Origin of the sequence: Pelagovum sp. HNIBRBA483 (assembly GCF_040931995.1) — a bacterium.
Taxonomy (GTDB): Bacteria; Pseudomonadota; Alphaproteobacteria; order Rhodobacterales; family Rhodobacteraceae; genus JAEPMR01.
This window is the reverse complement of record NZ_CP162412.1, coordinates 2,051,489-2,075,969: the sequence shown is the minus strand read 5'-3', so window position 1 is coordinate 2,075,969 and position 24,481 is coordinate 2,051,489. Positions and strand designations below refer to the sequence as shown.

25 protein-coding genes are annotated in these 24,481 nt (G+C 57.1%); 15 read left to right on the top strand and 10 right to left on the bottom strand.

From position 1 onward, the window contains the following. Positions 1-30: 30 nt before the first annotated feature. Positions 31-1,692: a DNA repair protein RecN gene (recN, locus tag AB1E42_RS10250; RefSeq protein ID WP_368344146.1), complete on the top strand. Its 1,662-nt coding sequence runs from the start codon at positions 31-33 to the stop codon at positions 1,690-1,692. Between the two features lie 132 nt (positions 1,693-1,824). Further along, positions 1,825-3,513 carry a chloride channel protein gene (locus AB1E42_RS10245; RefSeq protein WP_368344145.1) on the top strand — a complete coding sequence of 563 codons (1,689 nt, stop codon included), beginning with the start codon at positions 1,825-1,827 and terminating at the stop codon, positions 3,511-3,513. A gap of 1 nt (position 3,514) precedes the next feature. On the opposite strand, the gene AB1E42_RS10240 is transcribed toward AB1E42_RS10245, so the two are convergent. The 5 genes from AB1E42_RS10240 to cobS are packed head-to-tail and all read right to left on the bottom strand — an operon-like array spanning position 3,515 to position 8,974. Next, positions 3,515-3,856, bottom strand: coding sequence for a DUF427 domain-containing protein (locus tag AB1E42_RS10240; protein WP_368344144.1), 342 nt, complete (start codon positions 3,854-3,856; stop codon positions 3,515-3,517). Between the two features lie 41 nt (positions 3,857-3,897). Beyond that, positions 3,898-5,709 carry an aminopeptidase P family protein gene (locus tag AB1E42_RS10235; RefSeq protein WP_368344143.1) on the bottom strand — a complete coding sequence of 604 codons (1,812 nt, stop codon included), beginning with the start codon at positions 5,707-5,709 and terminating at the stop codon, positions 3,898-3,900. A 16-nt stretch (positions 5,710-5,725) separates the two neighbouring features. After that, positions 5,726-7,603, bottom strand: coding sequence for a cobaltochelatase subunit CobT (gene cobT / locus AB1E42_RS10230; protein ID WP_368344142.1), 1,878 nt, complete (start codon positions 7,601-7,603; stop codon positions 5,726-5,728). Further along, complete coding sequence (locus AB1E42_RS10225) at positions 7,600-7,995, bottom strand: hypothetical protein (RefSeq protein WP_368344141.1); 396 nt, start codon at positions 7,993-7,995, stop codon at positions 7,600-7,602. The genes cobT and AB1E42_RS10225 overlap by 4 nt, the downstream gene beginning before the upstream one ends. After that, complete coding sequence (cobS, locus tag AB1E42_RS10220) at positions 7,988-8,974, bottom strand: cobaltochelatase subunit CobS (RefSeq protein WP_368344140.1); 987 nt, start codon at positions 8,972-8,974, stop codon at positions 7,988-7,990. Before cobS ends, AB1E42_RS10225 begins: the two co-directional genes overlap by 8 nt. 184 nt (positions 8,975-9,158) lie before the next feature. Here cobS and AB1E42_RS10215 point away from each other — a divergent pair, with 184 nt between their 5' ends. Together AB1E42_RS10215 and AB1E42_RS10210 are read left to right on the top strand one after the other, a co-directional pair. Further along, positions 9,159-10,358, top strand: coding sequence for an anti-sigma factor (locus AB1E42_RS10215; RefSeq protein WP_368344139.1), 1,200 nt, complete (start codon positions 9,159-9,161; stop codon positions 10,356-10,358). Continuing rightward, a complete protein-coding gene (locus tag AB1E42_RS10210) occupies positions 10,355-10,912 on the top strand; it encodes a hypothetical protein (RefSeq protein ID WP_368344138.1) in 558 nt (185 codons plus the stop codon). The genes AB1E42_RS10215 and AB1E42_RS10210 overlap by 4 nt, the downstream gene beginning before the upstream one ends. Here the strand turns inward: AB1E42_RS10210 and AB1E42_RS10205 are convergent. Further along, positions 10,909-11,541, bottom strand: coding sequence for a DnaJ domain-containing protein (locus AB1E42_RS10205; RefSeq protein ID WP_368344137.1), 633 nt, complete (start codon positions 11,539-11,541; stop codon positions 10,909-10,911). The genes AB1E42_RS10210 and AB1E42_RS10205 overlap by 4 nt on opposite strands. A gap of 77 nt (positions 11,542-11,618) precedes the next feature. Between AB1E42_RS10205 and AB1E42_RS10200 the strand changes: the two genes are divergently transcribed. Next, a complete protein-coding gene (locus tag AB1E42_RS10200; RefSeq protein WP_368344136.1) occupies positions 11,619-11,873 on the top strand; it encodes a BolA family protein in 255 nt (84 codons plus the stop codon). Here the strand turns inward: AB1E42_RS10200 and AB1E42_RS10195 are convergent. Both AB1E42_RS10195 and AB1E42_RS10190 read right to left on the bottom strand, forming a co-directional pair. Beyond that, positions 11,870-12,241 carry a hypothetical protein gene (locus tag AB1E42_RS10195; RefSeq protein ID WP_368344135.1) on the bottom strand — a complete coding sequence of 124 codons (372 nt, stop codon included), beginning with the start codon at positions 12,239-12,241 and terminating at the stop codon, positions 11,870-11,872. The two genes, AB1E42_RS10200 and AB1E42_RS10195, sit on opposite strands and share 4 nt — an antisense overlap. Positions 12,242-12,249: 8 nt before the next feature. Further along, positions 12,250-12,687: a cytochrome c family protein gene (locus AB1E42_RS10190; RefSeq protein WP_368344134.1), complete on the bottom strand. Its 438-nt coding sequence runs from the start codon at positions 12,685-12,687 to the stop codon at positions 12,250-12,252. Positions 12,688-12,960: 273 nt separating this feature from the next. Here AB1E42_RS10190 and AB1E42_RS10185 point away from each other — a divergent pair, with 273 nt between their 5' ends. From AB1E42_RS10185 to AB1E42_RS10155, 7 genes are all read left to right on the top strand, one after another. Then, positions 12,961-13,992 carry a LacI family DNA-binding transcriptional regulator gene (locus AB1E42_RS10185; protein WP_368344133.1) on the top strand — a complete coding sequence of 344 codons (1,032 nt, stop codon included), beginning with the start codon at positions 12,961-12,963 and terminating at the stop codon, positions 13,990-13,992. 95 nt (positions 13,993-14,087) lie between these two features. Then, positions 14,088-15,401: a sugar ABC transporter substrate-binding protein gene (locus tag AB1E42_RS10180; protein ID WP_368344132.1), complete on the top strand. Its 1,314-nt coding sequence runs from the start codon at positions 14,088-14,090 to the stop codon at positions 15,399-15,401. A 112-nt stretch (positions 15,402-15,513) separates the two neighbouring features. Then, complete coding sequence (locus AB1E42_RS10175) at positions 15,514-16,392, top strand: carbohydrate ABC transporter permease (protein ID WP_368344131.1); 879 nt, start codon at positions 15,514-15,516, stop codon at positions 16,390-16,392. A 13-nt stretch (positions 16,393-16,405) separates the two neighbouring features. Further along, complete coding sequence (locus tag AB1E42_RS10170; RefSeq protein WP_368344130.1) at positions 16,406-17,236, top strand: carbohydrate ABC transporter permease; 831 nt, start codon at positions 16,406-16,408, stop codon at positions 17,234-17,236. Between the two features lie 10 nt (positions 17,237-17,246). Continuing rightward, entirely contained in the window at positions 17,247-18,257 is a 1,011-nt protein-coding gene (locus tag AB1E42_RS10165; RefSeq protein WP_368344129.1) for an ABC transporter ATP-binding protein, read from the top strand. Further along, positions 18,254-19,021 (top strand): L-iditol 2-dehydrogenase, encoded by a 768-nt coding sequence (locus tag AB1E42_RS10160; RefSeq protein WP_368344128.1) that lies wholly within the window; start codon positions 18,254-18,256, stop codon positions 19,019-19,021. Before AB1E42_RS10165 ends, AB1E42_RS10160 begins: the two co-directional genes overlap by 4 nt. Continuing rightward, a complete protein-coding gene (locus AB1E42_RS10155; protein ID WP_368344127.1) occupies positions 19,009-20,487 on the top strand; it encodes a mannitol dehydrogenase family protein in 1,479 nt (492 codons plus the stop codon). Before AB1E42_RS10160 ends, AB1E42_RS10155 begins: the two co-directional genes overlap by 13 nt. Here the strand turns inward: AB1E42_RS10155 and AB1E42_RS10150 are convergent, their stop codons facing one another. Then, positions 20,488-21,228: a TSUP family transporter gene (locus AB1E42_RS10150; protein ID WP_368344126.1), complete on the bottom strand. Its 741-nt coding sequence runs from the start codon at positions 21,226-21,228 to the stop codon at positions 20,488-20,490. Positions 21,229-21,362: 134 nt separating this feature from the next. On the opposite strand from AB1E42_RS10150, the gene AB1E42_RS10145 reads away from it, so the two are divergent. Beyond that, complete coding sequence (locus AB1E42_RS10145; RefSeq protein WP_368344125.1) at positions 21,363-21,863, top strand: GFA family protein; 501 nt, start codon at positions 21,363-21,365, stop codon at positions 21,861-21,863. A gap of 52 nt (positions 21,864-21,915) precedes the next feature. Here the strand turns inward: AB1E42_RS10145 and gatB are convergent, their stop codons facing one another. Beyond that, complete coding sequence (gatB, locus tag AB1E42_RS10140) at positions 21,916-23,427, bottom strand: Asp-tRNA(Asn)/Glu-tRNA(Gln) amidotransferase subunit GatB (RefSeq protein WP_368344124.1); 1,512 nt, start codon at positions 23,425-23,427, stop codon at positions 21,916-21,918. Positions 23,428-23,635: 208 nt separating this feature from the next. Between gatB and AB1E42_RS10135 the strand changes: the two genes are divergently transcribed. Together AB1E42_RS10135 and AB1E42_RS10130 are read left to right on the top strand one after the other, a co-directional pair. Beyond that, the gene (locus AB1E42_RS10135; RefSeq protein ID WP_368344123.1) at positions 23,636-24,208 is read left to right on the top strand and encodes a transglycosylase SLT domain-containing protein; all 573 of its coding nucleotides are present in this window, start codon (positions 23,636-23,638) and stop codon (positions 24,206-24,208) included. Positions 24,209-24,251: 43 nt separating this feature from the next. Further along, positions 24,252-24,419 (top strand): DUF2256 domain-containing protein, encoded by a 168-nt coding sequence (locus tag AB1E42_RS10130; protein WP_368344122.1) that lies wholly within the window; start codon positions 24,252-24,254, stop codon positions 24,417-24,419. Positions 24,420-24,481: the final 62 nt, after the last annotated feature.

The window sequence follows — 24,481 nt, the reverse complement described above, 5'->3', positions numbered from 1 at the left end:
GCGGGTGACCTTAATTCGGGATTTTTGTGTATGCTCCGTACACTAGAAATTCGGGACATCCTGATCATTGATTGGCTGTCTCTCGACTTTCAGCGCGGCCTGAATGTGCTGACTGGGGAAACGGGCGCCGGAAAATCAATTCTTTTGGATGCGCTTGGCTTTGTACTTGGTTGGCGAGGAAGAGCAGATCTTGTTCGCAAGGGTGCTTCGCAAGGCGAGGTTGTTGCTGTCTTCGACGTTGCTTCCCAGCCTGACATTTTTGCCATTCTCGATGAGTTTGGTATCCCAGCGGACGATGAGTTGATCATTCGAAGGGTCAACACCTCAGAAGGGCGCAAGACTGCTTGGGTAAATGATCGGCGTGTCTCGGGCGATGTCTTGAGAAGGCTCTCAGACGTCTTGGTTGAGTTACATGGCCAACAGGATGACCGCGGATTACTTAACCCTCGCAATCATATGCGTTTGCTTGATGAATTCGCTGGACATCACGAACTTCTATCTGCCTGCGGCACCGCGTGGCGCACGATGAGGGAAACAACGAAGAAACAAAAAGCGCTGAAGGAACAGTATTCTGCTATGCAGGAGGAGGAGGACTTCCTCCGCCATTCCGTAAATGAGCTGGAACGATTGGATCCATCGGAGGGCGAAGAGGCGGAGTTGGATTCACGTCGTCGTTTGATGCAGGCTGCGGCACGCATCAGGGATGACGTGATCAAGGCTGAGCAGGCGATCAGCCGTGAAGGGGCAGAGGGCATGCTGTCAGACGCCGCGCGGTGGCTGGAGTCTGCGGCAGGGCAGACCGAGGGGCATTTGGATGAGCCTTTAGCGGCAATCTCTCGCGCGCTCTCAGAACTTGGCGAGGCGCAGCAAGGCATTGAAAGGTGTCTCGACGTGTTGCGTATTGATCCATCTGAACTCGAGCAGGTAGAGGAGCGTTTGTTTGCCATTCGGGCGATTGCCCGAAAGCATGGCGTGCTCCCCGATGACCTTGCGCCGTTCACATCCGAGATGCAGGCCCGTCTCGATATCTTGGAAAATGGTCAGAACGGGCTGGAGGAATTAGAAATTCAGCTGCGGAAGGATCGGGAGGCCTATGACTTGGCAGCTCGGGTGCTCTCGAAATCTCGTCAGGAGGCAGCCGCACGTTTGGATACGGCGATTGCCGCTGAGCTGGCCCCATTAAAGATGGAAAGGGCCCTATTTCGCACCGAGGTCACCGAAGCTGATATGGCGGCTGCCGGAATTGACAATGTTACATTTACCATTGCGACCAATCCAGGAGCGCCTGCGGGGCCGTTGAACAAGGTCGCTTCCGGTGGTGAGCTAAGTCGCTTCCTGCTTGCTCTGAAGGTCAGCCTTTCCCGTGATGACTCGAAGGTCACGATGATTTTCGATGAAATTGACCGCGGTGTCGGCGGTGCGACTGCTGATGCTGTTGGCCGGAGGTTGCAGCGTCTGGGAGAAGGTGGGCAGGTTCTCGTCGTTACCCATTCGCCACAAGTGGCCGCATTCGGCAACAGTCATTGGCGCGTGACGAAACTTCAATCTGATGAAGATACAAAAACGACTGTTGTTCCTTTGAGCGAAGCAGAGCGACCGGATGAAATTGCTCGCATGATTTCGGGCGATACCATCACGCCAGAAGCAGTGGCAGCTGCGAAGGCCCTGTTGGAAACCGCGCAACGAAACTAGTTTTGCCTCCAAGATTACATGTGTAGTGGGCTTGGACTGGGCGCGACAATCACCTAGAAATGAACGCAGATCATTTTTTGGCGTGGTTCGTCGGATTAGGCGCGCATAGAAAACAAGAGAAGGCGGAGCGAAATGCTTGATCCGGTCGTCAAGCCTATCCGGCAAGGGTTGCAGGAGGCGGCCGACTACGCTCTGCAAGCTCTCAGAATTATTCGACAGAATGGTCCCAGTCAGATTCAGTTCTGGATAATTGCGCTATTGATTGGCATTTCGGCAGGCTTTGCTGCGTTGATGTTCCGACTTGGTGTCGAAAGCCTGCAGGCCTTCCTGTACGGGGTCGATGATGTGTCGCGCCTCAAAAGTTTTGCTGCAGAACTTGATTGGTATCTTGTGTTTTCGCTTCCCGTCGCTGGTGGATTGGGGGTTGGTCTAATATTGCATTACTTTACACCGGATGCGCGTGTCCGTGTTGTGGCTGACGTCATTGAAGGAGCGGCTCTCAAGCAAGGTCGAGTAGAGCAGAAAGAGGGTTTGGCATCTGCTGCCGCGAGTTTCATCACATTGTCCACGGGTGGTTCGAGCGGACGTGAAGGGCCAGTTGTGCACCTTGCCGCGGTTTTGGCATCTCGCGTGTCGAACTGGATCAGGGCAGACGGGGTGACCGGACGCGATCTGTTGGGGTGCGCTGTCGCCGCCGCTGTTTCAGCAAGTTTCAATGCACCGATTGCCGGAGCACTTTTCGCGCTCGAAGTCGTTTTGCGGCACTTTGCGGTTCATGCTTTCGCGCCAATTGTTATTGCTAGTGTCACGGGAACGGTGGTTTCGCGCCTGTTGCTTGGTGATGTGACCGAGTATGTGTTGCCCTCGCAAACATCTCTGGCCTTCTATGTAGAGCTACCCGCGTTTGTTTTGTTGGGGCTTCTGTGTGGCCTTGTCGCTGTTGTCCTGATGCGTGCGATTTTCTTGACTGAAGATTTCGCCTCGCGGGTGCAAGAGATGACTTCCGCTCCGCGCTATCTCCGCCCTATGGTGGCAGGCGCTTTGCTGGGTGCTCTTGCTATCGTTTTTCCGCACATAATCGGAGTGGGGTATGAAACAACCTCCGATGCCCTGACCGGTCGCCTCTTGTTCGGCGAGGCGGTTGTATTTGTGATCCTGAAGATTGTGGCCGTTGCTATAACGATCGGTGGGCGCATGGGCGGCGGCATTTTTTCTCCGTCTTTGATGGTCGGAGCACTTACTGGTTTGGCTTTTGGGATCGTCGCTACATCGATTTTTCCTCATGTCTCAGGATCTGGAAGCCTTTACGCTCTGGCAGGTATGGGGGCAGTGGCGGCGGCAGTTCTGGGTGCACCGATATCGACCACGCTTATCGTTTTCGAATTGACTGGGGATTGGCAAACGGGGCTTGCCGTGATGATTGCAGTGTCTCTATCGACGGCGTTGTCGTCTCGACTTGTAGATCGCTCATTTTTCCTTACTCAGCTTGAGCGAAAGAATGTTCACTTGGCGGCCGGTCCACAAGCCTATCTGCCAGCGACAGTATCGGTGGCTCAAGTCATGCGGAAATTTGATCACCCTCACTGCGCGAGCGAGGATGATTGCTGGCAAATGATTGATGATGGCGAGTACTTAGCGGCGACCGCAACGCTGGAGGAAGCGCTTCCTAAATTTGAAAGAACTGGGCAAGCATGCCTCCCGATCGTGCACATATCTGGTCAAGATACACCTCCTGAACTGCAAGGGGCTCTTTTCCAAGTAGACGCATTGCGTGAGGTTAATCGCGCGCTATCGGAGACGGCACGGGAAGAGCATTCCTGATCTAGACTTCTTCGAGTGTCACCTTACTGGTGTAGAATGCGAGGTGGTCGCGAATTTCTTCAGCTTGCGGGGTCGGGTCGGTGTAGGACCAAGCGGCATCAACGAGCGGCCCGCTTTTCGCAATGATGTTGAAATATTGCGCCACACCTTTGTGCGGGCAGCGTGATGTATTTTCGTTTCCGTCCAGGAAGGCCATGGCAATATCTTTGCGCGGAAAATAGAGCACAGGCGAAAAATCGCCCTCGGTCAATTCCAAGACATTTGTGCTCTCGCCAATGACCGCACCACCCGCGCGCACGACCCATGTTCCGTCAATAGGCCTAATTGAAATGGTCTCGGTCATAATGTCGTCCTTTGTATGTGCCGCACTGTTGACGGACAAGCCTACGAGCTAAGAGGGCGGCACGCCTTCTCAAGCCATGCGCGCGCCGCTGCATCGACACGGGGCCCAATCTTCTCCAACGTATGCGCATGATAGAGATTGATCCAGTCTCGTTCGGCCTCTGTAAGCAAAGTTGGATCAATTAGGCGTCTTTCGAATGGGCCCCAAGTTAGGTTTTCAAAGGAAAACATCGTTCTGTGTGCGTCTCCTTCAGGGAGAGCAGGCGCATCAACCGTGACGATCAGATTCTCGAGCCGGATTCCGAACGCACCATTACGATAGTATCCAGGTTCATTTGAGAGGATCATCCCTGGTTCCAAAGGCGTGGTCGAAACACGCGACAGGCGTTGTGGTCCTTCGTGTACACAGAGATAGGCGCCTACACCATGGCCCGTACCGTGATCAAAATCGAGGCCATCGTGCCAGAGGTTGGCACGCGCGAGGGCGTCTAGGTGGCCGCCCGCAACACCCTTTGGGAAGCGAGCGCGACTAATTGCGATCAGTCCTTGCAGAACCCGCGTGTAGCAGGTCCGGTGTATCGGCAGCGGTGATCCGATGCAGAGCGTGCGCGTGATATCTGTTGTGCCGCATTGATACTGGCCCCCAGAGTCCACGACGATCAAATCACCGTCTTGTATCCGGCGATTGCTCTCGTTGGTAACGCGGTAATGCATGATTGCGCCATGGGGCCCTGAGCCGCAGATCGTATCGAAGCTGATGTCTCGCAGTTCTGGAGCTTCTCGACGAAACCCTTCAAGCGCAGTGACGATATCGATTTCGGTCAAATCAGACCGACCTTCCTGCTCTTCCATCCACGCGAGGAACCTGACCATAGCGGCGCCGTCCAAGAGATGGGCCTCGTGCATGCCTGCGACCTCGGTTTCATTCTTGCGCGCTTTGGGGAGAACGCACGGGTCTTGTCCGCGCACGACCACGGTTTGCGCCTCTTCGAGATGTCGCAGAACTGCAACTGGTGTTGATGCAGGGTCAATCTGGATCACACCTTGGACTCTTGAAAGAGCCTCGAGAAGCGCACTTTCATCGTGCACGGTCACTTCGTCCCCAAGATGATCTTCGATTGCGCTTGATTTTCCCTCTGCGGCGAAAAGTTGGGCATGACCATCAGCAAAGAGCACTGCTTGTGCGTGGGGCACTGGGTTCTTTTCGATATCGTTGCCGCGAATGTTGAAAAGCCATGCGACGCTATCGGCAAGTGAGATAACTGCGGCTGCGACGCCTGTGGATCTGAGTTCGGCAGCTAAGCGATGTCTTTTCTCGTGATGGGTTTCGCCAGCAAATGTATCGGGATGAACAAAGAACGGGGCAGAAGGAGCTGGCGGACGATCTTCCCAAATTGCATCAACGAGGTTTTCGCAGGGGACAAGCGAAATGTTACCCGATGATAGCGCCTTTTCGATTTCTTCTATTTGGGAGGGGGTGTGCAACCACGGATCGAAACCAATCTTACTCTTCTCCGAAACATTTTCCAACAGCCATGATTGAAGCGTCGTTTCGGGCCAATCGACCGGCTGAAAATGAGCAAGGTCAACTTGTTCGCGCACTTGTAGCCTGTAGCGACCATCAACGAAGATGCCCGCTTTCTGTTCAAGAACAATACAGTAACCAGCGGATCCGGTGAAACCGGTCAGCCACGCAAGCCGTTCATCGCAAGGCGCTACATACTCGCCCTGAAACCGATCCGACCTTGGAATGATAAAGCCGGACAGGCCTCGTTGGGCCACGCATTTTCGTAGGGCTTCGAGCCTTGAGGCTCCATGTTCCGGCGAGGCGCTTGACGTGAAATTCTGGAACAATGGAACCCTCTCTAAGCTAAATGGCTTTCTTCATTCCCAAGACGCGGGCGCGTTTGCGCGGGTCGCTGTCAAAAAGGCTTGCAAGTTGCTCGGTCATCGCGCCGGCAAGTTGCTCAACATCGGTAATCGTAACCGCACGTTGGTAGTATCGTGTCACATCGTGGCCGATACCTATCGCGATCAGCTCAATCAGCTTTTTACGCTCGACCATCTCGATCACGTCGCGCAGGTGCTTTTCCAGATAGTTGGCTGGGTTGACCGACAGCGTCGAGTCATCCACTGGTGCGCCATCCGAAATTACCATCAGGATTTTGCGTTGTTCGCGGCGGGCAAGAATCCGACGATGGGCCCATTCAAGCGCTTCACCGTCGATGTTCTCTTTCAGGAGGCCCTCTTTCATCATCAGTCCCAAATGAGCGCGTGTGCGACGCCACGGCGCGTCGGCGCTCTTGTAGACGATATGGCGCAAATCATTCAGCCGTCCGGGATGCGCAGGGCGGCCGTCGGCAAGCCACTTTTCGCGGCTTTGTCCACCTTTCCACGCTTTTGTGGTGAAGCCCAAGATTTCGACTTTGACGTCGCATCTTTCAAGCGTGCGGGCGAGGACATCTGCGCAAATGGCCGCGATGGAGATCGGACGACCACGCATGGAGCCGGAATTGTCCAGAAGGAGCGTCACGACTGTATCGCGAAATTCTGTATCTTTCTCGACTTTGAATGACAGTGGCGTGGTGGGGTTTGCCACGACACGCGCAAGGCGCCCTGCGTCGAGTATGCCCTCTTCACGATCAAATTCCCAACTGCGGTTCTGCTGGGCTTGCAGGCGTCTTTGCAGCTTGTTCGCGAGACGGCTGACGGCACCCTTCAGCGGTTCCAGCTGTTGATCGAGATATGCACGAAGGCGTTCCAGCTCGGCGGGCTCGGCAAGCTCCTCTGCGCCAATCTCCTCATCAAACTCACCAAGATAAACCTTGTAGCTCGGATCGGCGTCAGACACAGGCTGTGGGGCAGGCGGCTCCATAGGAGCGTCTCCCTCTGGCAGCTCGGCTTCTTCCTCCGGCTCGCCATCATCAGTCTCGTCCATAGAGACTTGTGCTTGGCTTTCGTCTTGCTGTTGATCCTGACTTTGCTCGGGCGATGCTTCGGTCTGATCGTCGTCGCCGTCCTCTTCGCCAGTGCTGTCAGGATCGTCTTGTTCGCTATTGTCTTCTTCTGCGGTGTCCTCCTGATCCTGATCTTCCATATCGGGATCATCGCCAAGCTGATCACCGTAGCCCAGATCTGCAATCAGATCCCGCGCGAATCTCGCGAATGCTTGTTGATCGTCGAGGACTTGCTCAAGCCGCTCAAGGTTTTCGCCGGCCTGTTCTTCGATGAAGCCGCGCCACAGTTCCATAACATTACCTGCGGCGGGGGGCAGTTCGCGGCCGGTGGCAAGATGCCTGATGAGATATCCGGCGGCGGTTGCAAGCGGTGCCTCGGACGCTTGTGTCACCTGATCATAGCCCTTGCGAAGAGCTTCTGTCTGGATCTTTACGTCGATGTTGCCAGCGGTGCCCGGCATGTAGCGAGCGCCGACAGCTTCGATCCGCGCGCCCTCCATCGCATCAAAGAGATCACGCGCCAACTGGCCTTGCGGCATGTAGCGGGAGGACAGTTTCGGATCGTGGAACTTATGTCGAAGGGCGTATGCATCGGCAGTGCCGCGTGCAAGAAGTACCTCTTCGCGCGTCATGCGGCGCGAGACTTGCGGCAGGCGAATACTGTCCTCGGACTGGCCCGGAGGGTCTACCGAATAGCTGACCGTCAGCTCGCTATCGTCTGCGAGCACTTTGGTCGCTTCGGCAAGGGCCTTTTTGAACGGGTCGGCCGGATTATCCGAGGGCTTGTTCACTGAAACAGCTCAATCGTCTGTGGGTACTGCGGTGCAAGCGTTCTGCAAAATGCCTCTGACTGATCGACCATTGTTTTTGCGTCATCACTCAAGTTTGCGAGGCGAAAGAAATTGCGCATCATTCCAGCCGCTTGGCTCAGATCGTCGGTCATCGTCTCGGTCGTTTTGCCAGCTACCGAGGCGGCAGCCGCGACGAAGCCATCAGCTTCGGCACGAATGGTGCCTTCGGCATCATCCTCAGCGAAGTGTTCCATTTTAGCGAGGTAGAACGTTGCGCAATATCCGACCGCCTCTGTCTCGTTTAAAGACTCCAAGCCTTGCGCATGCACTACCGTCGTCGCGGCAGCGCTGATGCATAATGCGGCCCAGAGTGATCGCATCCGACTAGCCATTGCTCTGGCTCGCTGCGCTTTCGGGCAGTTCTTCGTCGAAGCAGCGCTGATAGAACTCGGCCACAGTTTGGCGCTCGAGTTCATCGCATTTGTTGAGGAATGTGAGTCGGAAGCCATAACCAACATCCTGGAAAATGCGAGAATTCTCGGCCCAAGCGATGACGGTACGCGGGCTCATCACTGTTGATAGGTCGCCATTCACGAAAGCAGTGCGGGTGAGATCAGCAACGGTCACCATCTGGCTGACGATTTTGCGGCCTTCAGCGGTGTTGTAGTGCGGCGCTTTGGATAGAACGATAGCGGTTTCGGCGTCGTGGCTAAGGTAGTTCAGCGTGGCAACGAGGCTCCAGCGGTCCATTTGCGCTTGGTTGATTTGCTGCACGCCGTGGTAGAGGCCTGTTGTATCGCCCAAGCCGACGGTGTTCGCAGTTGCAAACAGGCGGAAGGATGGGTGCGGAGTGATGATTTCGTTCTGGTCCAGCAGCGTCAACTTTCCGTCATGCTCAAGCACACGCTGGATGACAAACATAACGTCAGCGCGGCCGGCATCGTATTCATCAAATACGATCGCCACAGGATTACGCAGCGCCCACGGGAGGATGCCTTCGTGGAACTCGGTTACCTGTTTGCCATCCTTGAGTTTGATAGCATCTTTGCCGATCAGGTCGATGCGGCTGATGTGGCTGTCAAGGTTGACGCGAACGCAGGGCCAGTTCAGCCGTGCTGCCACTTGTTCGATATGTGTCGACTTGCCTGTGCCGTGATAGCCTTGGATCATGACGCGACGGTTGTATCCAAAACCGGCCAGGATCGCGAGTGTCGTATCCGGATCGAATTTGTAGGTTGGGTCGATTTCCGGAACGCGGTCTGTGCGTTCCGCGAAGCCCTTCACGGTCATATTGGTGTCGACGCCGAAAACTTCCCGAACGGAAATGTCTTCAGTTGGTTTGGTGGTCACATCGGTCATGCCGTCTGCCATTCTATCTCTTATGGTTTTGAAGTTCTCGCGTTTCGGATGCAGCATATAGTTTGCGGCTGCAAGGGAAAGCAGAACCTTTCTCGATATTTTGTCCATCATCAATTTGTCAGCAGGAAATAGGCTGTATTTGCAATTTTCAACCAATAGGCCATGATATCGCAGGCGATATGGGGTGGGGAGCCGGATGGAGACTGAGGACGATACCGGTCTGTTGATTGGTCGTGTCGCAGCGGGGGACAGGTCCGCTTTCAAGAAGCTATATGATGCGCGCGCAAAGGAGCTGTTGGCGATGTGTGAGCAGGCGTACACGGTTTCTGCGACCGCCGATGCGTGGTTTATCGCTGGTTTTGAAGCGGTTTGGCGCCGCACTTCGGAATTTGAAGCGCAAGAAGGTTCCGCGACTGAGTGGATGCTCGGGTGTTTTGCCGACCTCCCGACGAACGTTGATCAAAGTGATCAAAAGGTTCTGGAGTGTTTCGAAAAGTTGGCGGCGGACCAAAAAGATGCCTTGGTCATGGCTAAGGAAGAAACATCTTCATACGAAGATATAGCGCTGACCTTGAAAATCCCCGTAGGAGACGTTCGCCCCTGGTTTCGGAACGGCTTGTCGGCGCTGGAGGCCTGCGTGAATAAGGACGGAGAGCCACGCGATGAACAGGTGCAAGAGGCTAACCTGCTGGCCGCAGAATCCGCTCTGGGATTGCTGACACAAAGTGAGCGTGCAGCATTTGATGCGGTTGCGGAGGTGGACAGTTCCCTGCGCGAACAAAAGGAAACCTGGCGCGCCATTCTTGCACAGTTGCCAGCGCCAGCCGAACGCGTGGAAGCACTGTGGTATCGGATTTGTGAGCGCTTGCCTGAAGCTACCGACCTTGATGTTCAAACAGGACAACCAAATGCCGCGCAGACTGACACTGGCAGCGAGCCTCAAAAACGTCGGCTATGGAGCCGGATCGGGCTCGTGCCTTATGCGGCATTTGGCTTGGTAATGGCGCTTTTGGTTTTGTCCTTTGTTGATTTGCGCATGGAACCGGAGCGGCCGCAGCCGGATTACGGCGTGGCTTTGCGCGAGGCGGAGGGCGGGATTTCTGTTGATGTGGGTTATACTGGAGAAAGCGGCGTTCTGGCCATTCGGCATCTTTCTGGTTCGGCGCCGAGCGGGAAAGCGTTGGAATTATGGCTTATGCCTTCTGGGAGCGATACGCCGATCTCGCTAGGGGTGGTCGGTAACCGTGAGGGGGAGAGTATCGTTATTCCGGCCGAACTGCGTGCTTCGATTGCCGGTGGGCAAGTGATCCTGACTGAGGAAAGGCTCGGCGGTTCGATCAGCAAAAGGCCGACCGGTCAGACCCTAGCCTCGGGAGTATTGGTGCAGGCCGATTGAAAGAAACAGTTCGTTTCTCTCAAATTATTGGCAATTTCAGCGGATTGATGAATGATCAGGCCGATGAATGGGATCGGTGCGACATGATTCAACCGCTGGAAATGCTTACTGCGCGCGTTTGCGCGGCAGTCGGCCTCGGTGCGGCTGCGGGATGTGTTTGCGGCGTGGCGGCCGTTGCGACTCTTGATGGGGGTGAACTGCCTACTTTTCTCAAGTTTTGGGTGCCGGTTGCCAGTCTTTTAGCGGGCGCTTTGGCAGTTCTGCGAATGCTTCACAGCTTCGGACACCCTGGAGGCGCTGGGTATTTGCGGGCGGTGAATGGGATGGTAAGCGCGGCTTTCTTTGCCGCTCTTGTTGCAGGCACGCTTTCGCTGCCGGTGTACGGGACGATGTTCGGGCCGCTTATCGCGGTGACTGTGTTGATAGCGGCGCCCTCGGTTCTGGCGGTTTGGTTCTTGGCCCTTTCGGCTGCGCATATTTTGCTTGCCCGTGAGCGGCTCGCGCATCGTGCGATGCGCGTCCGGACAAACTTCGGGTATAAACGCGCTTCTTAATCTTTGAAGTGACGGCTTTCCTTGATTTGATCCCACGCCCAGACGACCTCGGCTAGCTGCTCTTCCTGGCTGCGATCGCCGCCGTTCATATCAGGGTGAAGAACCTTGATGAGCGCTTTGTAGACCTTCCTAATCTCTGGCTTGGTCCAATGATCTTTGGCTTCGAGAATCTCGATGGCGCGGCGTTCGGTCGGCGGCAGGCGACGGGTGCCCGTGATTGACTTGCCTGGATTACGAGTCGCATTTTCACCGAGGACTTGATGCGGATCATCAACGCCAAGGCGCGCCCAAGCGCGCTGTTCTTCCGATTTTTTGCCGAAGGGTTTCGTCTTGCGGCCCCAAACGCGGTCATCATCGACTTGTTCTTCGAATTCCTGGTCGGTGGCATTCTCGAAGAAATTCCACTTCAGATTATATTCCCTAACGTGCTCTTTGCAGAACCAAAAATAGTCGTCGAGCACATCTGGGCTTTTAGGTGCGCGATATTGCGCCGATTCCTCGCATCCGGGGTGCTCACACACCCGCATGGAGGTTTCGAATGCGCCGGACATACCGCGACGCCCGCGCGGTTTGTTCTTTTTCGCGGCGGAAACGGAGATATCAAATCCAAAAGGATCTGTCTTTGACATGGCCTGCCTCACTTTTCGACTCGGACGCAGCAGTTTAATCGCTGTAGACAGAGATTGAAGAGGGCAGAGGAAAAATAATGGCACTTGCGCAAGAAATCGAAAACCGGCTGCGGGATACATATGCACCAGACTACTTGGAAGTTATTGACGAAAGTGAAATGCACCGTGGCCATGCCGGCTATCAGGAGGGTGGCGAGAGTCATTGGCGGATTGTTATCTCGGCGCAGCCTTTTGAGGGCAAGTCACGGCTGGCGCGTCACCGTGCAATGCATGATGGAATAGGGAAGGATATCATCGCGCGCATTCACGCGCTGGCGATCGAGTTCCGTTAGACCTCGTCGCGGCTTGCGCGAGGGGCGTTTATCGATGGTTCGGGGCGCTCCTTGCTGGCCCTGAGCGCGCTGCCGGTTTCGCCAGCGGGAGCAGCAATATGTACTTCTGAAACAAGCGGTTGGCTGTCTTGGGGGGCGGAGTTGCGGCGGAAGATAAGCATGGTCTTTTGTTGGCTTTTGCTGCCGCGCAGCAATCCGCCGGTTTCGACGGTCATGGTATCGGCGCGTATGTATTCCCAGCCGTCGAGGACCATGTCGTTCAACAGCTCTTCGAGCGTCTGGCTGAATCGGGCGTCCTGACCGCGGATGCCGCGGGCCTTGTTGGCGCGTTTCGGGGCGGGAACGACTTTGTATTCATACTGGGACATGGGGCAGCCTAGCGATTTTGAGTTTCGAGGATAAATGCATATAGATCAATGGCATCTGCTTCGTACCTAACGCGATAAGCCATGCGGCTTCGGGCGCGGCGGTCGCCAAGCCTGCTGCGCAGGAAGCCGGTCGGATCCATAACGTAGGCGACGAATGCCTCCTGATCCCAGCGCGGGGTTTGGGCGGAGTAGCTGGCCAGTGATACACCGTAGCGGTAGCTGCTGTCCGAGCCGGGGGCTCTTTCTGTTAAGTCGTTGAGATTAGGCGCATTATCGCGACCATTTCCAGCGATTAGGCGGCCATTTTCTGCGATGATCGAGTGACATGCGGCGCAGCTTTTCTCGAATAAATCTTCGCCACGGGTTGGGGATTCTCCGGCCACGGCGAGTGTTGTTGAGAACAACACCAATAAAATGCTATAACGCATTGATTTAAAAGTAATCATGATGCTTTCTGATGCGTCCTAGCGTTCTTAACAGCGGTTTAACTTACAGGATTTCGTAAAGGGGGTGAACCCCAAGAAATTCCCCCAGTTTTGGCGAAAAAGCCGATGCACAAGTGATGCACAACTGATGCACAACCTATGCATATCGCACCTGCAGAAAGATTAAGAGAGTGCTAACGGGTTGCCTCAAATCTTTCCGCGCGATAACTTCGTGTAAAGTTTTAAGAGGCGATAAACGCTCTTTTTTATGAGTGCGACGGAGGCACAGTCGGGATGTCCGAAACGAAGATCAGGAATATGGACGAGTTCGCGGCGGTCAGTGGACTGTCGCGCCCGACGATCTCCAAGTATTTCAACGATCCGCAAAGCGTTCGTAAAACCACGCGGGAGAAGATCGAAGCCGCGTTGGAGCAGTACAATTACCGGCCCAATATCTTTGCGATGAATCAGAACCGCAAACTGACGAAGAATGTCGGCATCGTGGTTCCGTACCTCGCGGATCCGTTTTTTGCCGAGATCGCGCGGAATATCGAGCAGCGGTGTATCGCCGCCGGTTATCATCCCACCTTGTTCAGCGCGCATGGCGACCCGGCGCTGGAGGTCGATATTTTTGATACGCTACGTTCCCTGAAGCCCGCCGGTGTTTTGCTGGCGCCCTTGGGCAGGGCCTCGAACAAGGCGGAGGTGGAGCGGTTCTGCCGTGATGTGCCAACGGTGCTATTTGACAGTAATATCGAGGGCATGGGCGCTGCGTTTATCGGATCGGATAATTCGAGTTTTGTGGATCAAACGGTAGATTATCTGGTGCGGTCAGGAGAGCCGCCTTGCTTTTTCGAGATGCGGCACCCTGCGAACCCGAATGCCAACAAGCGCCGCATTGCGTATATCAAGCGGATGGAATCCTTGGGCTATGAGCCGCATGTGATCAGCGTGCCGGGCGAGGGGTGGGCCTTCGAGGAGATTGGGCGGCAAGGGGGGCTTGATGCGATTGAGCGCGGAAAGCTGCCGACCCGCACGGTGCTGTGCAGCAACGATCGCTTGGCCATTGGATTGCTCTCGGCCTGTTACGAGAAATCCATCCGTGTGGGAATCGGTGACGATTGCGGGCTGCGCGTGGCATCCCATGACGACCACCCGTTTGCGAAATTTACCTGCCCGTCGCTGACCACTGCAGCGCATGATTACGACTCGGTCGCCAATCGGACGGTTGAAACCTTGTTCGAGCTGATCGAGAGCGGGGGCATGCTAGGCGACCGAAAAGAAACACTTTTTGCCGCGCGTCTGATCCTAAGAGCCTCCGCGTGATAAGAAAAAAGTTTTCGCGCGTAAAAATTTAGTTGACGCGCGGTAAGGGGATGTGGCTATCTGTCGCTGGGTTTTGACTCAATGGGAGGAATCACATGAACCTGAAGAATGCACTTCGTGCAGCGACTGCGTTTGCCCTGGTATCGGGAAGCGCCGCATTTGCAGACACCATCACCATCGCGACGGTGAATAACGACGACATGATCAAGATGCAGGGCCTGACCCACGACTTCGAGGCCCGCACGGGCCACACGGTCGAGTGGGTGACGCTTGAAGAAAACGTTCTGCGTCAGCGTGTTACGACCGACATCACCACTAAGGGCGGTGCTTTCGACGTAATGATGATCGGTATGTACGAAACACCGATCTGGGGCAAGAATGGCTGGCTGGTGCCGCTGGATGACATGCCTGCGCATTACGATGTTGAGGACATCCTGCCGGCAGTTCGCGGCGGTCTGTCCTATGACGGTACACTCTATGCTGCACCGTTCTACGCAGAGAGCTCGATGGTGCATTACCGCACCGACCTCATGGAAAAAGCTGGCCTGACCATGCCGGACGAGCCGACCTGGGAGTTCATCCGCGAAGCCGCTGCTGCGATGACCGATCGTGAGAACGATATCAACGGTATCTGTATGCGTGGTAAAGCAGGCTGGGGCGAAGGCGGCGCGATTGCGACCGTTCTTGGCAATGCTTTCGGCGCGCGCTGGTTCGATGAGGACTGGAACGCACAGTTCGACAGCCAAGAGTGGAACAACGCTCTGACCTTCTACACCGAGATGATGGCTGAATCCGGCCCGACAGGCTACGCGACCAACGGCTTTAACGAGAACCTCTCGTTGTTCCGTCAGGGCAAGTGCGGCATGTGGATGGACGCAACCGTTGCTGCTGGCTGGCTGGCTGAAGACGGCAAGGGCGGTGCATCCGATGTTGCTGGCAACATCGGCTGGGCTGTGGCTCCGAACACCGGCTTGGGCAAGAACTCCGGCTGGCTCTGGGCATGGGCGCTCGCCATTCCGGCAGGTTCGCAGAAAGTTGACGCTGCGAAAGAGTTCATGGCTTGGGCAACCGGTCCGGACTACATGCGCCTCGTTGCCTTCGAGAATGGCCATGCGGCAATTCCTCCGGGCACCCGTCAGTCGCTCTATGACAACGAAATCTATCAGGACGTTCCGTTCGCACAGATGACGTTGAACGCGATTCTGGCAGCTGATCCGCTGAACCCGACTGTTGATCCGGTTCCGTATGTTGGCATCCAGTTCGCTGCGATCCCTGAATTCGCCGGTATTGCAACCGACGTGAGCCAGGAGTTCGCCGCAGCCTATGCCGGTCAGCAGACCGTTGAGGAAGCTCTGGCGAAGGCACAGGACATCGCGAACGACGCAATGGAAGCTGCGGGCTACCGCTAATCCTCCCGATGGCGAGGGCGGTCTTCGGATCGCCCTCCCTTAGAATTCTCTCAAGCAATATGCTTTCATTCCCGTAAGGTAGGGTCACTCTACCAACAGAGGAAATGTACCAATGGCCACCCAACATTCCCGTTCCGCTGCGCGTATCATGATGGCACCTGCCGTCGTTCTGCTTCTGGGGTGGATGCTTGTGCCCCTGTCGCTGACGCTGTTTTTCAGTTTCAAGAAATACCTGCCGCTGCGCGGGGATTCGTTGGGTGACGGGCTCGACTGGGTGGGATTTGATAACTACGTCCGTTTTATTTCCAGCAGTTCGTTCTGGCCAAGTGTTGTTACCACGCTGATCATCGTAGGGGGTGTGCTGGTTATTACGGTGGTTCTGGGCATTCTGCTGGCGTTGCTTCTGGACCAGCCAATGTGGGGGCAGGGGATTGTGCGCATTCTGGTGATTGCGCCGTTCTTTGTGATGCCGACGGTTTCGGCGCTGGTGTGGAAGAACCTTTTCATGGACTCGGTGAACGGCTTTTTCGCCCATGTTTGGCGGGCCTTTGGTGCCGCGCCCGTAGAGTGGCTAAGCCAAGCGAGCCTTCCGTCGCTGATCATGATCGTGAGCTGGCAATGGCTGCCGTTTGCGACACTGATCCTTTTGACCGCGATCCAGTCGCTCGACAGTGAGCAGCTGGAAGCCTCCGAGATGGATGGTGCAACGCCGCTGAAGCGGTTCTGGTATATCATTCTACCGCACTTGAGCCGCGCGATCACGATCGTGATCTTGATCCAGACGATCTTTCTGTTGTCGATTTTCGCAGAGATTTTCGTCACCACTGGCGGTGCATTCGGCACCAAAACGCTGACTTATCTGATCTTCCAAAGAGTGCTGGAGAGCCAAAATATCGGGCTTGGATCGGCGGGCGGCGTTTATGCGATCATCCTTGCGAATATCGTTGCCATCTTCCTGATGCGCATCGTCGGCAAGAACCTGGATAACTGAGGAGGGAAGGCCCATGGCACGCGCTGTTACCAACCGCCGCAAGTCACTGAATACCGCCCTCGCTTGGGCTGTCGGCTTGCTGATATTCTTCCCGATCTTGTGGATTTTCGTGCTCTCGCTCAAGACAGAGGCCGACGCGATTAAGACACCGCTGACGGTGCTGTCCTCGATCTGGACGCTGGAAAACTACGGGATTGTGCAGGAACGCTCTGATTATATGCGGTTCCTCACGAACTCGATCATCCTTGCCGGCGGCTCTACGCTTCTTGGGATTTTGGTCGCCGTGCCTGCGGCGTGGTCGATGGCTTTCGTGCCTTCACGGCGCACTAAGGACATTCTGCTGTGGATGCTCTCTACGAAAATGCTGCCCGCTGTTGGCGTGCTCTACCCGATCTATTTGCTGTTCATCCAGCTGGGCTTGTTGGACTCGCGCTTGGGGCTGACCATCGTTCTGATGCTGATCAACCTGCCGATCATCGTTTGGATGCTCTATACCTATTTCCGCGAAATTCCGGGTGAGATCTTGGAAGCGGCGCGGATGGATGGGGCCAGCTTGCGTGAGGAAATCCTCTATGTGCTGACGCCGATGGCGATCCCCGGTATCGCCTCGACCATATTGCTGAACTTCATTCTGGCGTGGAACGAGGCGTTCTGGACACTGAACCTGACGGCGGCAAAGGCGGCCCCTCTGACGGCGTTCATCGCCAGCTATTCCAGCCCTGAGGGACTGTTCTACGCGAAACTATCAGCGGCATCGACCATGGCCATTGCGCCGATCCTCATCTTGGGGTGGTTCAGCCAGAAACAACTCGTACGCGGCCTGACATTCGGCGCGGTGAAGTGAGGAAAGAGACATGGGACGCATTGTACTCGATAAAGTAAAAAAGAGCTTCAGCGACGTAACTGTCATTCCGCCGCTGGATCTGGAAATCGAAGATGGCGAGTTCGTCGTTTTTGTTGGTCCGTCGGGCTGTGGTAAATCCACGCTTTTGCGCCTGATCGCTGGGCTGGAAGATGTGACGGACGGGGCGATCCGCATTGACGGTAAAGACGCGACGAACATTCCCCCTGCGAAGCGGGGTCTGGCGATGGTGTTCCAGTCCTATGCGCTCTATCCGCATATGTCGGTGCGCAAGAACATCGCCTTTCCGCTGAAGATGGCGAAGATGGATCAGGCTGAGATCAATCGCCGCGTTGAAAACGCAGCATCGGTGCTGAACCTGACGGATTATCTTGATCGCCGCCCCGGGCAGCTTTCGGGTGGGCAGCGGCAGCGGGTGGCGATTGGCCGTGCAATTGTGCGCGAGCCTGCGGCGTTCCTTTTTGACGAGCCGCTTTCGAACCTCGATGCCGCGCTGCGCGTTGGCATGCGGATGGAGATTTCGGAGCTGCACAAGAAGCTGGATACAACGATGATTTATGTGACGCACGATCAGGTCGAGGCGATGACGATGGCCGACAAGATCGTGGTTTTGCGTGCTGGTAATATCGAGCAGGTGGGCAGCCCGCTGGAGCTGTACCGGACGCCGCGAAACCTGTTTGTTGCAGGCTTCATTGGCTCGCCGAAGATGAACCTGATCGCTGGCGCGGAAGCCGAGAAACACGGTGCTCATACGATTGGCATCCGCCCCGAACATATTGATGTGGTTGAGGCCGCCGGTGAAGGGGTTTGGACCGGCGTTGTTGGTGTTTCGGAGCATCTTGGATCGGATACGTTCTTCCATATTCATGATACTGGTTTGGGTGAGACAATCACCGTGCGGGCGGATGGCGAAGTTTCGCTGCGCCATGGTGACACTATCCACCTGAAGCCGCGCGCTGAAGTGATCCATCGCTTTGGCGCTGACGGTATGCGCCTGATATGAGCCGGCTTGCGGGTAAAACGGCGCTGATCACGGGCGCTGCGCGGGGTATTGGGCGGGCTTTTGCCGAGGCGTATATCCGCGAAGGTGCGCGCGTGGCGATTGGCGATGTGGATTTGGCGCGGGCGACTGAAACAGCCAGTGAGATCGGTGCATTTGCGGTGCATATGGATGTGACCGATCAAGCCAGCATTGATGCGGCTGTCGCGGCAACTGCCGCGGAATTCGGGCAGATCGACATACTTATAAATAATGCTGCATTGTTCACGGCGGCACCGATTGTTGAGATCACGCGGGAAGATTATGCGCGGGTGTTTGATGTGAACTTCGGTGGCACGCTGTTCACCTTGCAAGCGGTGGCGAAGCATATGATCGAAGCCGGCGTCAGGGGCCGGATCATCAATATGGCGAGCCAAGCAGGGCGGCGCGGTGAATCGCTGGTTGCGGTTTATTGTGCGACCAAGGCAGCGGTGATCAGCCTCACGCAATCGGCGGGGCTGAACCTGATCCAGCATGGCATCAATGTTAACGCGATTTCGCCCGGCGTGGTGGATGGCGAGCATTGGGACGGCGTGGACGCATTTTTTGCGAAATACGAGAACAAGGCGCCGGGCCAAAAGAAGAAAGAGGTTGGGGCTTCGGTTCCGTATGGGCGCATGGGCGTTGCCGATGATCTGACCGGCATGGCGGTGTTTCTGGCCAGTGACGAGGCGGAATACATCGTGGCGCAGACCTATAATGTGGACGGTGGCCAATGGATGAGCTGATTCCACTCCTCAATGAAACGCTTGCCCGCTTGCCAGAAGGGGTGCGGCGTCCGTCTTACGACCGCACTGCGCTGACGCCGGGGATCGTGCATATCGGGCTGGGGAATTTTCATCGGGCGCATCAGGCGTGGTATCTGCACCGCTTGATGGGGCAAGGCCTGTGCCACGATTGGGCAATCATTGGCGCAGGGGTGCGGGCAGGTGACGCGGCGCAGCGTGACCGATTGCTAGCGCAGGACTGTTTGAGCACCTTGATAGAGCTGTCGCCCGAGGGCCGCGCGGCCGAGGTGACGGGCTCAATGATTGGGTTCTTGCCTGTGGAAGAAAACAACGCCAGCCTGATCGCTCAGTTGGCGGAACCGGCCATTCGGATCGTGGCGCTGACGGTGACGGAGGGCGGCTATTATATTGAGCCTGCGGGTGGCGGATTTGATGCCGCGCATCCCGATATGGTGCATGATGCGGCTAATCCGCAAAGCCCCCGCAGTGCATTCGGCGCGATTGTCGAGGCGATGCGTCGTCGTCGTGATGCAGGGGGTGGGCCGCTGACGGTGCAGAGCTGTGACAACCTGCAAGGCAACGGCGCGATTGCGCGGCAGACGGTGGTGTCGCTCGCGCGGATGAGCGATCCGGCGCTGGCTGACTGGATTGATGCGCAGTGTAGCTTCCCCAATTCGATGGTGGATTGCATCGTGCCGGCGACCGGCCCGAACGAACTGGAGCTGGTGCGGAGCCTTGGCATCGACGACAAAGCGCCGGTGACGCATGAGAACTTCCGCCAATGGGTGATCGAGGATGATTTCTGCGCGGGCCGCCCTGACTGGGACAAGGTTGGCGCGACCTTCACCGATGCGGTGCATGACTATGAGAAGATGAAAATCCGCATTTTGAACGCGGGGCATCAGGTTCTCGCGAATGCGGGGGAGTTGCTTTCGGTTCAGACGATTGACGGCTGCATGGCGCATCCGTTGATCGCAGCGCTGTTTCATAAGGTGCAAGCGGAAGAGATCACGCCCTATGTGAAAGCGGTGCCCGGGATGACGCCGGAGGCCTATGTCACGCAAACCGCGCGGCGCTTTGCGAACCCTGCCATTCGTGACACGACGCGGCGGGTCGCGTTTGACGGGTCGTCACGGCATACGGGGTTTTTGCTGCCGGTGCTGCGCGAGGCGATTGCGGCTGGCGGGCCGGTGGACGGGATTGCCTTGGTCGAGGCGCTTTGGGCGCGGATGTGTGAAGGCACCCGAGAGGACGGAACGGTCATTGCGCCGAATGATCCGGCTTGGACTGCATTGAATGCGGCGGCCAAAGCGGCCAAATCTGACCCGCAGGCGTGGTTGGAGCAGCGGGTCTATTATGGCGACCTCGCGGACCACGACCAGTTCGGCGCATGTTTTGCCTATTGGCTGGCGAAGATCTGGGCGGAGGGGGTCGAGGCGACGCTGGAGGCTTACACCGCGCCCTAGCTAGCCCCAGAGTGGCAGGCCGGAGAGCGCTGTCGCGGCGATGATCAGGTAGGCAGCTGTGCGATAGGCGCGCTCGAAGCGGGGACGGAACAGCCAGTTGCCGATCATGCTGCCCGCGAAGGTGGGGATGATCAGCATAACGCCCCAGAGCACGGCTGTGAGTTGCAGCTCGCCGTAGAGCCAGAGCATCGGTAAAAGCACGACATCGGTGATAAACAGGAAGAGAAACGTGTTGGCGCGGATCACCTCTGCCGGGCGGGTGCTGGCCATGTAGAGGAGGATCACCGGCGGCCCGGGCAAGCCTGCGACCCCTTGCAGGAAGCCGGATGCGGTGCCGGTGCCATAGATCAGCGGCGGGGTAAGCGGCCCGCGATACCGCAGGCCGGAGATCAGGAAGCCCAGCATCACAAGTGCAATGATCGATACGGCGTAGCGGAACACCTCGGGTGGGGCGATGGTCAGGATATAGAGGCCGACGGGCAGGGCGACGATCAGGCCCGTCACGAGCCGCATGAGATCACGGCCCTCGCAATTGCGCATGGCGCGACGCACCAGCGGCAATGGCCCAACAAGGTCAAAGATGATGATCGTTGTGATCGCCTGAAACGGGGTGAGGACTTGCCCAGCTAACGGCAAATAGATCAAGGCAGAACCGAAGCCGGAAAACCCGCGAACGGTTGAGGCGAGGAAAGCCGCGAATGACAGCATAATGAAATCTGCGGTTTCCAGCCCAGCTAGCATCGGCGACTCTCCTTTTGCGGCGGACGTTAGCAGAAAGCGGGGAAAGAACAGCCCCTAAACAGAGGCGGTGGTGATCCTAGGTTTGGCAGGTGGCTTGTGCTAGCGTGTACACCGAATACGAAGGGAGAGGGACCATGCCAGAAAGTTTTGACGGAGGCTGCGCCTGTGGCCATGTGCGCTACCGGATGCAGGATACGCCGTTCACCGTGCATGGATGCCATTGCCGTTGGTGCCAGCGGCAATCGGGCAGCGCTTTTGCGATCAACGCGGTTATCGAGAGTGATCGGGTCGTGTTGCTGGCGGGCGCTGTGGAAGAGACGATGATTCCGTCGCCCGGTGGTAAGGGGCAGTTGATGGTCCGTTGCCCGAAATGCCAAGTCACGGTTTGGAGCCATTACTTCTTTGGTGGGTATCGGGAGGCCTTCAAGTTCATCAGGGTGGGGACGTTGGATGATCCCGACCGTTTCCCGCCGGACATCCATATTTACACCTCAACCAAGCAGCCGTGGGTGGTGCTGCCGCCTGACGCGAATGTGCATGAGGAATACTACGACGCGAAAGAGCACTTTTCGCCCGAGAGCTTGGAGCGGCGCGCGGCGGTTTTGAAAACCGCGACGCGGAATATGGAAGAGTGAAAAGACACCGCCGCGCGCTTGCGCGCCCGACGGTGTTCATGTCGCAGGGTGGTTAGAGGCCAAGCTTTGCCTTGACCAAAGCATCCACGGCGGCGGGGTTTGCCTTGCCGCCGGTGGCCTTCATCACCTGACCGACGAACCAGCCAGCCAGCTTGGGGTTTTGCTGCGCCTTTTCGACCTGCGCGGGGTTGGCTACGATGACCTCATCAACGGCGGCTTCGATAGCGCCGGTATCGGTGACCTGCTTCATGCCGCGTTCTTCGACGATGGCTTCTGGATCGCCACCCTCAGCGTAGACGATCTCGAAAAGGTCTTTGGCGATCTTGCCGGAGATATCGCCCTTAGTGATCAGGCCGACGATCTTGCCGAGTTGCTCTGGCGAGACGGGCGAGTCGTCGATGCTGTGATCTTCTTTCTTCAGGCGACCGAACAGCTCGTTGATCACCCAGTTGGCGGCGAGCTTTCCGTCGCGGCCTTCGGCGACTTTTTCGAAATAGGTGGCGTTGGCGACTTCGGCGGTCAGCACGCCTGCGTCATACTCCGAGAGCCCGAATTCGGTGACGAAGCGGGCTTTCTTCTCGTCGGGCAGTTCGGGGAGGGAGGCGGCGATGTCATCCACCCACGCCTGCTCGATCTCCAAGGGAAGGAGATCGGGGTCGGGGAAGTAGCGATAATCGTGCGCCTCTTCCTTGGAGCGCATGGAGCGAGTCTCGTTCTTGTCGGGATCGTAGAGGCGTGTTTCCTGCACGACTTCCTTGCCATCCTCCAGAAGCGCGATCTGGCGGCGGGCCTCGAAATCAATCGCCATCTGGATGAAGCGCATGGAGTTCATGTTCTTGATCTCGCAGCGGGTGCCGAGATGGGAGAAATCCTGCGTTTCTTGATACTTCTCGTAGTCACCGGGGCGGCAGACGGAGACGTTTACATCGGCGCGGAGGTTGCCGTTTTGCATGTTGCCGTCGCAGGTGCCCAAGTAGCGCATGATCTGGCGCAGCTTGCCGACATAGGCTGCGGCCTCTTCGGGGCCGCGGATGTCGGGGCGGGAGACGATCTCCATCAGGGCGACGCCTGTGCGGTTGAGATCGACGAAGGACATATGCGGGTCCATGTCGTGGATCGACTTGCCGGCATCCTGTTCGAGGTGAATGCGCTCGATGCGGACGCGCCGCGCGATGCCCGGGGCCATATCGACGATGACTTCACCATCGCCCACGATGGGGTGGTAGAGCTGGCTGATCTGGTAGCCCTGCGGCAGATCGGGGTAGAAGTAGTTCTTGCGGTCGAAGGCAGACCAGAGATTGATCTCGGCCTTCAGGCCCAAGCCGGTGCGGACGGCCTGAGCGACGCAGCCCTCGTTGATCACCGGCAACATCCCGGGCATGCCGGCATCGACGAAGGCCACATTGGAGTTTGGCTCGGCGCCGAAACGAGTGGAGGCACCGGAGAACAATTTGGCCTTGGTCGCGACCTGTGCGTGGACTTCGAGGCCGATGACAAGCTCCCAATCGCCGGTTGCGCCTGCGATGGTTTTCGGTTTCGGGGCTTCGTAGGTCAGATCGAGCATTGGCTGGACTATCTCCGCTAATCAGTCGTGGCCCTTGGGCAGAAAAGTGTTGCGCATTCTCTAGGCGAGAGGCGGCGGCGCTGCAAGTGGCGGATGTTTGCTCAGGCGTGGCGGAGAGATGCCGAAACCTGCCGCTGCTGCGCGTGACGCTGGCGAGGGTGCGCGGTGCAGGGTAGGCGGCAAGAGGAACAATCGCGCGGAGCGGAGAATGAAGATATGGATTCGGGCAGTGGCGCTTGCTGCCGGTTTGGCGGGGTGCGCGACGGTGCAGGCGGGGGAAGAGCCTGTGGTGATGCGTTGGGATCACCGGCCCGAAGCGGCGGAATGGACAATGGCGACGCGCGGCGCGCTGGCCAGTCATGGCGCGGCGCTGGTGGATTTGGTTCCGGAGGACATTGATACATGGTGCCCTGCCTATGAGACTGCGGATCGCGGCGCGCGGGAGTTGTTTTGGACGGGCCTGTTTTCGGCATTGGCCAAACATGAGAGCACATGGAACCCGCGTGCGTCAGGCGGGGGCGGGCGTTGGATCGGGTTGTTGCAGATCGCCCCGCCGACAGCGCGGCATTACGGTTGTGTGGCGCGTGACGCCGAGGCGCTGAAGGATGGCGCGGCGAACCTCTCGTGCGGGGTGCGGATCGCGGCGGTGACGGTTACGCGGGACGGCATGGTGGGAACGGGCCGCGCGGGGCTGGCAGCCGATTGGGCGCCGTTCCTTTCGGAGCGGAAGCGGGCGGATATGGTGGAATGGACCCGCGCACAGCCCTATTGCCGTAAGTGAGTGACGGTATAGGTAGCGGCCCAGTCATCAGGGAGTCGTTCCAATGGGAAAGATGCGCCGTAAGGCTGATCTGCCGAGCAAGACCTGCGCGACCTGTGGGCGGCCCTTCGCGTGGCGGAAAAAGTGGGCGAAGGTCTGGGACGAGGTGCGCTATTGCTCTGACCGATGCCGTGGTCAGGCGCGGTCCCCGTCTTTTTCAAGGAAATCATGAAACAGCTGCGCCATACTGGTAAAATAGTTTTACCAATTTTGTTGCCTATCGGAAACTTGAGA

Excerpts from the sequence above, each read along its gene's own strand:
- recN (WP_368344146.1), top strand. The coding sequence starts at position 31 with ATGCTCCGTACACTAGAAATTCGGGACATCCTGATCATTGATTGGCTG.
- AB1E42_RS10245 (WP_368344145.1), top strand. The coding sequence starts at position 1,825 with ATGCTTGATCCGGTCGTCAAGCCTATCCGGCAAGGGTTGCAGGAGGCG.
- AB1E42_RS10240 (WP_368344144.1), bottom strand. The coding sequence starts at position 3,856 with ATGACCGAGACCATTTCAATTAGGCCTATTGACGGAACATGGGTCGTG.
- AB1E42_RS10225 (WP_368344141.1), bottom strand. The coding sequence starts at position 7,995 with ATGGCTAGTCGGATGCGATCACTCTGGGCCGCATTATGCATCAGCGCT.
- cobS (WP_368344140.1), bottom strand. The coding sequence starts at position 8,974 with ATGGCAGACGGCATGACCGATGTGACCACCAAACCAACTGAAGACATT.
- AB1E42_RS10215 (WP_368344139.1), top strand. The coding sequence starts at position 9,159 with ATGGAGACTGAGGACGATACCGGTCTGTTGATTGGTCGTGTCGCAGCG.
- AB1E42_RS10205 (WP_368344137.1), bottom strand. The coding sequence starts at position 11,541 with ATGTCAAAGACAGATCCTTTTGGATTTGATATCTCCGTTTCCGCCGCG.
- AB1E42_RS10200 (WP_368344136.1), top strand. The coding sequence starts at position 11,619 with ATGGCACTTGCGCAAGAAATCGAAAACCGGCTGCGGGATACATATGCA.
- AB1E42_RS10195 (WP_368344135.1), bottom strand. The coding sequence starts at position 12,241 with ATGTCCCAGTATGAATACAAAGTCGTTCCCGCCCCGAAACGCGCCAAC.
- AB1E42_RS10190 (WP_368344134.1), bottom strand. The coding sequence starts at position 12,687 with ATGATTACTTTTAAATCAATGCGTTATAGCATTTTATTGGTGTTGTTC.
- AB1E42_RS10185 (WP_368344133.1), top strand. The coding sequence starts at position 12,961 with ATGTCCGAAACGAAGATCAGGAATATGGACGAGTTCGCGGCGGTCAGT.
- AB1E42_RS10180 (WP_368344132.1), top strand. The coding sequence starts at position 14,088 with ATGAACCTGAAGAATGCACTTCGTGCAGCGACTGCGTTTGCCCTGGTA.
- AB1E42_RS10175 (WP_368344131.1), top strand. The coding sequence starts at position 15,514 with ATGGCCACCCAACATTCCCGTTCCGCTGCGCGTATCATGATGGCACCT.
- AB1E42_RS10170 (WP_368344130.1), top strand. The coding sequence starts at position 16,406 with ATGGCACGCGCTGTTACCAACCGCCGCAAGTCACTGAATACCGCCCTC.
- AB1E42_RS10165 (WP_368344129.1), top strand. The coding sequence starts at position 17,247 with ATGGGACGCATTGTACTCGATAAAGTAAAAAAGAGCTTCAGCGACGTA.
- AB1E42_RS10160 (WP_368344128.1), top strand. The coding sequence starts at position 18,254 with ATGAGCCGGCTTGCGGGTAAAACGGCGCTGATCACGGGCGCTGCGCGG.
- AB1E42_RS10155 (WP_368344127.1), top strand. The coding sequence starts at position 19,009 with ATGGATGAGCTGATTCCACTCCTCAATGAAACGCTTGCCCGCTTGCCA.
- AB1E42_RS10150 (WP_368344126.1), bottom strand. The coding sequence starts at position 21,228 with ATGCTAGCTGGGCTGGAAACCGCAGATTTCATTATGCTGTCATTCGCG.
- AB1E42_RS10145 (WP_368344125.1), top strand. The coding sequence starts at position 21,363 with ATGCCAGAAAGTTTTGACGGAGGCTGCGCCTGTGGCCATGTGCGCTAC.
- gatB (WP_368344124.1), bottom strand. The coding sequence starts at position 23,427 with ATGCTCGATCTGACCTACGAAGCCCCGAAACCGAAAACCATCGCAGGC.
- AB1E42_RS10135 (WP_368344123.1), top strand. The coding sequence starts at position 23,636 with ATGAAGATATGGATTCGGGCAGTGGCGCTTGCTGCCGGTTTGGCGGGG.
- AB1E42_RS10130 (WP_368344122.1), top strand. The coding sequence starts at position 24,252 with ATGGGAAAGATGCGCCGTAAGGCTGATCTGCCGAGCAAGACCTGCGCG.